The following is a 5,401-nucleotide window of genomic DNA, read 5'->3' as shown; positions in this document are numbered from 1 at the left end:
TTCTCCTTTCGAATGGCAGGTCGCACTTTCATTCTACAGGAGATCCGCCAGCAAGGGCTATTTTTATGCTTGCTCAAGTTTATCTAGCACCACGGGTTTTTTATAATCTACCTATGAATTTTAGTCATCATTCAGTGAATGCTGCACTTCTGCTTAACTTATTTATTTTGTCAAGTTGCTCATATAACCACCGAACAAAGTTTTTACCCTCTGATCCCAGCTCTTCCTTACCCTCTCGAATTAACTGATCACCTAAATAGAAACCTTTATCAAGCGCTTGAAACAAATGTTTATATAATGTGGCTTTTTCGTTCTCTTTTCGCAGCTCAGGAGAGAGAAACTCATGCTTCCTAATAGTTTGTAAATAGTACAATCCTAGATAAGTGTATACATGAAAAGCGGCTAAAACACGGTCCACCGGCCAATAGGTATCCCGCCAAGTGATATATATAGGACGTGACGTTTGAGCTGAATATCCTGGCCTTAATATAGGTTTGATTAGTAATAGGTCGGCATATTTTTTGTGTAAGGATTCGTGAAGTATAGCCTCAGCAGTCTTAATAGGATTATCTACAACTAAACGTGAGAGGAATATAGTACTTGGAATGTCGTTGGTAGAAGCACTTTCAAATAAGTTTTCACGATTACCTAGTGTATCTACGATTGCGATCATTTGAACATGGGGTAAGACATTCTTTGATAAATCAGGCAATAATAAGGTTAAAAGTTCAAAGCTATATTGTAAAGTTTTTTGTGTCTTTTCATCAGGCATGACCAATATTGGTTCAGGGTCAGTCCCTGCTGCTAGTTCGTTTTGAAAGAGTGTTTTGAAATGTTTTTCAATAATATCATTGTTGGATTCATTAATAAACCAAATCCAAGGTGACGAATCAGTACTTCCAAGGTAAATAATTTTTTCCATTCGACTTTTTAAAGGACCTATTTGTTTGCCTTCATCCAGTATTGAGATTGTGTAATCTAATATTTTATTATAAAGTCTAATTTTCTCAGTCTTACCTTTTTTCAAAAGGCCAAAAGCTTTATTTAGCACATCTCTCATTACTGGATCTTGAATAACCCTGTGTGTGATTGTACGTTCGGATTTTTGAAACCGATCATACAGCCTTCTAAAGTCACTATTTTCTTCAGCTAACAACTCTGTAATAAATGTATAGGTGTGAAAGACTAAATCGTTTATAAATGTATATTTACAATACAAAGGATGAAGAGACATTTCTTTTTCCACTTGGAACACGTAGTTCTCGTTCATAATATTTTACTCCTTATCTGTTTCTTTTTGATTTTTTAAGGTATACAAATCCTGATTCAGCAAGTTGAAAGAGAACATTTTTTATTTCCTTTAAAGGCAGATGATCTAGTCCTACAAACTGTAATTTATCGTTTTGTATAAGGCTAAATCCTTCAGAACATAAACTCCATAAAGCGTAAGCCTCTAAATTCATCGTAACGCTTTTCCCTGTAATTGTACTGATTAATATTGCTTGTTGCTCCTCCTCAATAAATTCCTCATAGACCCCTTTTTCTTGATAGAAGATCAGTTCTTCACTATCAATATCCTCAACAGAAACAGGTATCTTATTGCATATGAGCAGTTCAAAACGCAGTAACATTTCCAACAATTCTTGAGACTGTCTTTTGGTCCATTTCAGTGTTTTGGCGAGTATATCTCTTTGCTCTTTGAAGGGGGTTGGGTTTTTTAACCAATGCTCCCATTTATATAATGAACCTGGAATTTCAACTAAGTAATCTCGGTTCGATTTGTAAAGCAATGTACACTTTTTAGGTTTTTGGTCAACAAATGAGTAATTTGATTGAAGGACGGTGACATCATCTTCCAGCCATGTATATTGATTGTCAATCGATTCAATAAATAATTTTGGTTTGCAGGTCAAGGGTTTGGGAAGACCGGTATCATAACAAGCACGCAAAAACATTTCCTCTTCTACTTCGCGTGAGGATGAACGATGAAACCAATTTGCATCTCGTCTTGGTCGATAAGGGCTTCGTCTAGCAGTTGCTTCCATTAGTTCGGATGTTTCAGTCTCGCTTATTCCTTCTCTGGTGATGTAATTAGTGCTTAAAGCGAGATCCTCATCATCTTTTGGTGGAATAATTTCGATTCCAAATTTATCCGGATTTAGACCGATAGGAGAATTCAAATCAAGAACAAAGGGGCTAGCTCCCCATGTTGAATAAGGAACACCGTACTGTTCATCAGATTTCCTCATAATTTCTTCGGCAAAGAAAATGGTTCTTGTTGTTTCTTGTTTATTCTCCCCTGGAAATCCAAGAATTACAAAAAGATGTACAGGAATACCTGATTCCAAAAATGCATGTAGATTCTTAGGGATATAATCAACTCTAGTTTCTTTGTTCATCAAATCCAAAATACGCTGGTTAAATGATTCTAGTCCAAAGTTCATTCTACGGCACCCAGACTGATATAAGCGATTTGAAATTTTCTCATTTAAACCCGGAGCAAATCTCGTCTCTCCGTACCAGAACAATTTACTGTCGCGTTTAATTAATTCATCGCTAACACCTTGAAGAGTGGGCAGAGTTAGTAGCTCATCCACAAACATAAAATGCCTGGAACCATGTTTTTCTTTTTGGTATTCCATCTCATCGACTATTCTTTCGGGATTGCGCATACGAAATCTGTTACTAGCAAAAGGAATGGAGCAAAATGCACAATTAAAAATGCAGCTCCTTGATGCATAAGTCGGCAGAACAGGACCAGGAGCAAAATATTTTTCTAAAGGGTAGTCAGAGAAGTCGGCAAACGGTACTTCATCCAGCTGGACATCCTGAGGTGGAGTATGATGTAATTTATCTCCTTTCTTATATACATGTCCTGGTATAGATTCAACTCCACCATTGAATAAAGATTGGCAAAGCTTCGGAAGAGATTCTTCTCCCTCATATAGAATAAAGGAATCAATAAGCTGGCATAACGGATGAGGCTCCTTCCATTTATGAACAATCCGAGTTGTATAATTGCCTCCCATGGTAATGTGAATATCTGGACGAATTTCTTTGATCAATTTGGCGATTGTAATTGCTGCAACCAATTGGGTATCTGCAGAAACAGAAATTCCTACTAATCCTAGATTTGGGTCCTCTAAGTGAGGAGGAAGCATTTTTTGAAACAGCCATCGATAAATATTTTTTTCAGGATCATCTGCCGCTTTAAGTACTGCTTGGCTTGAACGAGCCGAATAGTATAAATCATTGGCAAACAAATCAAATTTCAATCCCGGAAACGATGCAGAGATAAAATGAAGTGCGTTGCGTAGAGTGATTTTGGCTTTCAGAAACTCTTCGTGATTTTGAAGACCAGAGAATGACCGCAATGTTTGCTTAGCATTGTCAATATTTTTTATCGTTTCAGGGTAAATTAGCCTAGCTCTTTCAAGTTCTGGGAGTAAATTGGAGTCGGAATCACGATACCTCTTTTCGAACAAGCTTTCAAGTGATAGTAGTCCTTTCCTTGATACAAGCCAGTCTACTGATTCAATACTTAAATCCAAGCATCTGACATCCCATCCTCGTGCCTTTAAAGATCCTGCAAGTAAGGGAATAGCCAGATGTGGTGCATATGTATTCCATAACGGAGGGTTGATTAGTAATATTTTGGGTTTACTCATAACCTAACCACAACTCCTTGTTAAGAAAGAACATCCAGGAGTAAAACCCCTGGATATTCTCAGTCAAAGTCTCAATCAGTTCTCTTTTAATTCGGGGTTCAGTTTTTTTCTCATAGCCGGAGGTAACGCGTACTGAACACCTGTGCGAATCTCAGGTTCGATTTTATTAATATAAGGTGGATCTACCATGTTTTTCTCACGAATGAGCTTTCCCAACTTCAAGATTCGCTCGTTGTTGCTCATCCTTTTCACCTCCTTTCAAAGTTTCACAAATAACAATTTCCGCATCGAGTAACATATTTAGGCTTTCTTCCAATTCCTTTAAGGTCACAGATGAATCGGAAGGAACAATTTCTTGATAAAGTTTAGTTATCTCATCGTAGGTTCTGTTATCACATAACTCGAATATTAACCATGCAGTAGGATTCAGATAGTGAATATTGGGTTTGTGAGGAGTATATATTAGAATTGTATTCCATTCCTCAACAGCCCTCGTACGGAGATTTGGGTGTTTCTTGTAGTATCCATTCGGGCAACTCACGAAGATCAACTCCTTTGTTTGTATTCACGCAGTATGGATCGGGTGCATCCCACCGTCCTGTGAAAGCATATGCCGTTGAACGGCAACCACCACGAGATCCTTGAGATTCATTGCAGTCTTGGCAATAATCAACTACATTTCCAGACCTTAATCTTTTGTAAAGCGGATCATCCCAAGTTTCCAAAAAAGACATTTTTCGGATATTACCGAAGTTGACATATTCTCTTAGATATGGACAGCCGATAGAATCTCCTTTGTAATTTACAGTTGCCATTTGCCAACAACAGTTTCCGTCATTAGGATGCCAAGATTGCATGATTGTTACATTATTAGGTACCCTGACACTCTGGATGGCTTCCATCATCTCATCAAGTGATAAGGAAAGTTCATTCCAATTGTGTTTTGCTCGTCCCAAAGGGTAAAGTCGAAGAAATCCCACTCGGTTAACCCCTAATTCCGCAGCTAAATCGACATATTGTTGGAGCTCGTTCGCATTTTTACGGTTGAGAATTAGACACATTAAGGTCGGGACCCCATGTTTCACCATGTATTTGATTCCTTTTACAGCACGTTGGTAGCTCCCTTTTACCCCGACCAAATCATCATGTGTATCCTCGGTAGCTCCCATTAAATCTACACAGACGGTCCCAACACCAATTCGTTTAAATTCCTTAGCTATTTTTTCGGTGATCAATGTTCCGTTTGTACGAACCCAAGTTAACATTTTTGGACAACAATACTCCAAAATTTCTAAAAAGTCAGGCCTATGTAAAACTTCTCCACCCTCAAAAAAGACTTGAATAACTTCATTCTTTACCAACTCATCGATAAAATCTAGCCACTCTTCTTTTGTAAGTTCTTGACTAGACGGACTTTTTGTACAATTCCCATAACAATGTTTGCACTCCAAATTACAAGTATTTGTTATTTGGATTGTTAACTTTATTGGCTTATTAAGAACAAGTTGCAATTCCTGATCACCTCATTTTTTGTTATATTTGTAATTTATTTGGTTCATCACCAAAATATGTACTTGATTTTTATGTTAAAATGTGATAGAGGTCTCTAGACGGACACGCAAAGTAAAACGCTGGATATTTCGATACCCATATCCTCGCCTTTTGATCAATTTTATTTTGTTGTTGATTCCTTCCATTGGACCATTTGAGTAAGAAAAAACGATGCAAGAAAG

Annotated in this window: 6 protein-coding genes; all 6 read right to left on the bottom strand. The window is 37.5% G+C overall.

The genetic code is table 11. The annotated features are described in order from the left end of the window. Positions 1-127: 127 nt before the first annotated feature. The gene (locus CV945_RS16005) at positions 128-1,270 is read right to left on the bottom strand and encodes a hypothetical protein (protein WP_047817797.1); all 1,143 of its coding nucleotides are present in this window, start codon (positions 1,268-1,270) and stop codon (positions 128-130) included. Between the two features lie 13 nt (positions 1,271-1,283). Beyond that, complete coding sequence (locus CV945_RS16000) at positions 1,284-3,668, bottom strand: B12-binding domain-containing radical SAM protein (protein WP_100660157.1); 2,385 nt, start codon at positions 3,666-3,668, stop codon at positions 1,284-1,286. 75 nt (positions 3,669-3,743) lie between these two features. Then, positions 3,744-3,911 (bottom strand): hypothetical protein, encoded by a 168-nt coding sequence (locus CV945_RS17365; protein WP_167438927.1) that lies wholly within the window; start codon positions 3,909-3,911, stop codon positions 3,744-3,746. Then, the gene (locus CV945_RS17915) at positions 3,865-4,209 is read right to left on the bottom strand and encodes a PqqD family protein (RefSeq protein WP_157807546.1); all 345 of its coding nucleotides are present in this window, start codon (positions 4,207-4,209) and stop codon (positions 3,865-3,867) included. The genes CV945_RS17365 and CV945_RS17915 overlap by 47 nt, the downstream gene beginning before the upstream one ends. Further along, entirely contained in the window at positions 4,151-5,179 is a 1,029-nt protein-coding gene (locus tag CV945_RS15990) for a radical SAM protein (RefSeq protein WP_097355011.1), read from the bottom strand. Before CV945_RS15990 ends, CV945_RS17915 begins: the two co-directional genes overlap by 59 nt. Before the next feature lie 75 nt (positions 5,180-5,254). Then, the coding region (locus CV945_RS15985; RefSeq protein WP_198518533.1) for a transposase at positions 5,255-5,401 on the bottom strand (147 nt) is incomplete at its 5' end.

This window comes from Geobacillus sp. Manikaran-105 (assembly GCF_002809955.1).
Lineage (GTDB): Bacteria > Bacillota > Bacilli > Bacillales > Anoxybacillaceae > Geobacillus > Geobacillus thermophilus.
Note: the sequence above shows the minus strand (reverse complement) of the source record. Positions and strands in the feature narration are given on the sequence as shown.